This is a genomic window from Actinomycetospora sp. (assembly GCF_036497245.1).
Classification (GTDB): Bacteria; Actinomycetota; Actinomycetes; order Mycobacteriales; family Pseudonocardiaceae; genus Actinomycetospora.
Map to the genome: position 1 here is coordinate 1 of NZ_DASXJS010000263.1, position 2203 is coordinate 2203.

Sequence of the window (2203 nt, forward strand, 5' to 3'; positions counted from 1 at the left end):
CCTGATCGGCGCGGTGATCGCGGCCGGCGAGCCCGACGTCGTCGTGCCCGTGATCGGCCGCCTGGGTTCGTCCCCGCTGGCGCTCGCCGGACTCCTCGCCCTCGGACTGCTCGCGACGGCGTGCGCCGCCCTCGGCACGGGGCGCCAGCGCCGCGGCCGGGCTGCCGCCGTGACCGGGATGGTCGTCGGGCTGGCCGCCGTGGCTGCCGCCGTGGTCCCGCTGGTCGCTCTCGCCTCGCTCTGAGCCGGGGCCGGGCGCCACGTCAGAAAAGTCCCGTTCCAGACGCTGGATGACAGCAACGGGACTTTTCTGACATCGGGGCGAGCTCAGTCCACCGCCAGCCAGACCGCGGTGTCCGGCGGGAGCAGGCCCGCCTCGAGCGTCCCGCTCGTGAGCAGCACCCGCTCGTGCGACGGCAGCGCGACGGCGTCGTCCGACAGGTTGACCACGCACACGAACCCGGGGTCGCGGCGGAAGGCGAGCACCGCATCCCCCGGCGCGGACAGCCACGTGAGCGTGCCCTCACCCAGGGCGGGAAGCGCCCGCCTGCGCTCGAGGACGGCCCGCACCAGTGCGAGGGTCGAGCCGGCCTCGCCGGACTCGACGTCCACCGCCCAGAGGGCGAACCGGTCGGGCTGGGGCAGCCACGGTGCGGCTCCACCGACGGGCCCGAACCCGAAATGGCCCGCCGACGCCGCTGTCCACGGGATCGGCACGCGGCACCCGTCGCGGCCGCGCTCGGTGTGCCCGGAGCGCTCCCAGGTGGGGTCGCGCAGGGCGTCGTCGGGGAGGTCGTCCACCTGCGGCAGCCCGAGCTCCTGGCCCTGGTAGACGTACATCCCGCCGGGCAGCGCGGCCGTGAGCAGCAGTGCCGCGCGCGCCCGCCGCGCGCCGAGCGCGACGTCGACGGTGCCGTCGGGACGTCGCCCGTAGCGGCTCGGGGCGCGGACCACGTCGTGGTTCTCCAGCACCCACGTCGCGGGCGCACCGACCGCCTGCAGGTACCCGGTCGTGACGTCCACCGCCTCCCGCAGCGCCGCCGGGTCCCAGGGCGCGAGCAGGAAGTCGAAGTTGAACGCGGTGTGCAGCCGGCCCGGTGAGACGTAGCGGGCGAGGCGTTCGGGGCTCGGCACCCAGGCCTCCGCGACGAACATCCGCGCGCCCGGGTACGCGTCCGCGATCCGGCGCCAGGACTCGTAGATCTCCTGGACCTCGTCCCGATCGGCGAACGGGTGCTCGCCCGGTCCGAGCGAGGCGCCGGTGAGGTCGGAGGGGTCGGCGAGGTCCGGGAGCGCGGGGTCCTTGACCAGGCCGTGCGCGACGTCGACCCGGAACCCGTCGACCCCCCGGTCGAACCAGAATCGCAGCACGTCGGAGAACTCAGCGCGGACCTCCGCGCTGCGCCAGTTGACGTCGGGCTGGCCGGGGTCGAACAGGTGCAGGTACCACTCGCCGTCCTCGACGCGGGTCCAGGCGGAGCCGCCGAAGTGGGCCCGCCAGTTCGTCGGGGGCTGCTCGCCGTCGCGGCCGCGCCCGGGGCGGAAGACGAAGCGGTCGCGCTCGGGTGAGCCCGGCCCGGCCGCGAGCGCGGCGCGGAACCAGGCGTGCTGCGACGAGAGGTGGTTCGGGACGAGGTCGGGGATCACCCGCAGCCCGTGCTCATGGGCCGCCTCGATGAGCTTCTCCGCGTCCGCGACGGAGCCGTAGGCGGGCTCGATGGCGCGGTAGTCGGCGACGTCGTACCCGGCGTCGACCTGCGGTGAGGCGTACCAGGGGTTGATCCACAGTGCGTCGACACCGAGGTCGCGCAGGTACCCGAGCCGGTCGGCCAGGCCCGCCAGGTCCCCGATCCCGTCGCCGTCGGAGTCGGCGAAGCTGCGGATGTAGACCTGGTAGATGACGGCGTCGCGCCACCAGGGGGACTCGATCACCGGGCGGGGCTCCTCCATCGGGGTCGGGCTCGCGCTCCACGATGCCCGATCCCCCCGACGGCGGGGTCGGCCCGTCAGACCCCGACGGGCGCGCGCTCCTCGCGGACGTCGTCGTCGTACTCGTCGTCGTAGCCGTCGTCGAGATCCTCGGGCGCGCTGATCTCCTCCGGCGCGGGCGCCTCGTCGATCCCTTCCGGGGCGCGCCGTGCGCGCAGCCGGTCGGTGGCCCGGCGCAGCATCTCGGCCGCCTGCGCCGCGAGCCGCGCCAGGA

At 75.2% G+C, this 2203-nt stretch carries 3 protein-coding genes; 1 reads left to right on the forward strand and 2 read right to left on the reverse strand.

Annotation, left to right across the window (positions count from 1 at the left end):
• On the forward strand, positions 1-244 hold a 244-nt coding region (locus VGI02_RS27070; protein WP_331632824.1), incomplete at its 5' end, for a hypothetical protein.
• Between the two features lie 83 nt (positions 245-327).
• On the opposite strand, the gene VGI02_RS27075 is transcribed toward VGI02_RS27070, so the two are convergent.
• Both VGI02_RS27075 and VGI02_RS27080 read right to left on the reverse strand, forming a co-directional pair.
• Positions 328-1950 (reverse strand): glycoside hydrolase family 13 protein, encoded by a 1623-nt coding sequence (locus VGI02_RS27075; protein ID WP_331632826.1) that lies wholly within the window; start codon positions 1948-1950, stop codon positions 328-330.
• 56 nt (positions 1951-2006) lie between these two features.
• A partial coding sequence (locus tag VGI02_RS27080) for a hypothetical protein (protein ID WP_331632828.1) occupies positions 2007-2203 on the reverse strand: 197 nt, incomplete at its 5' end.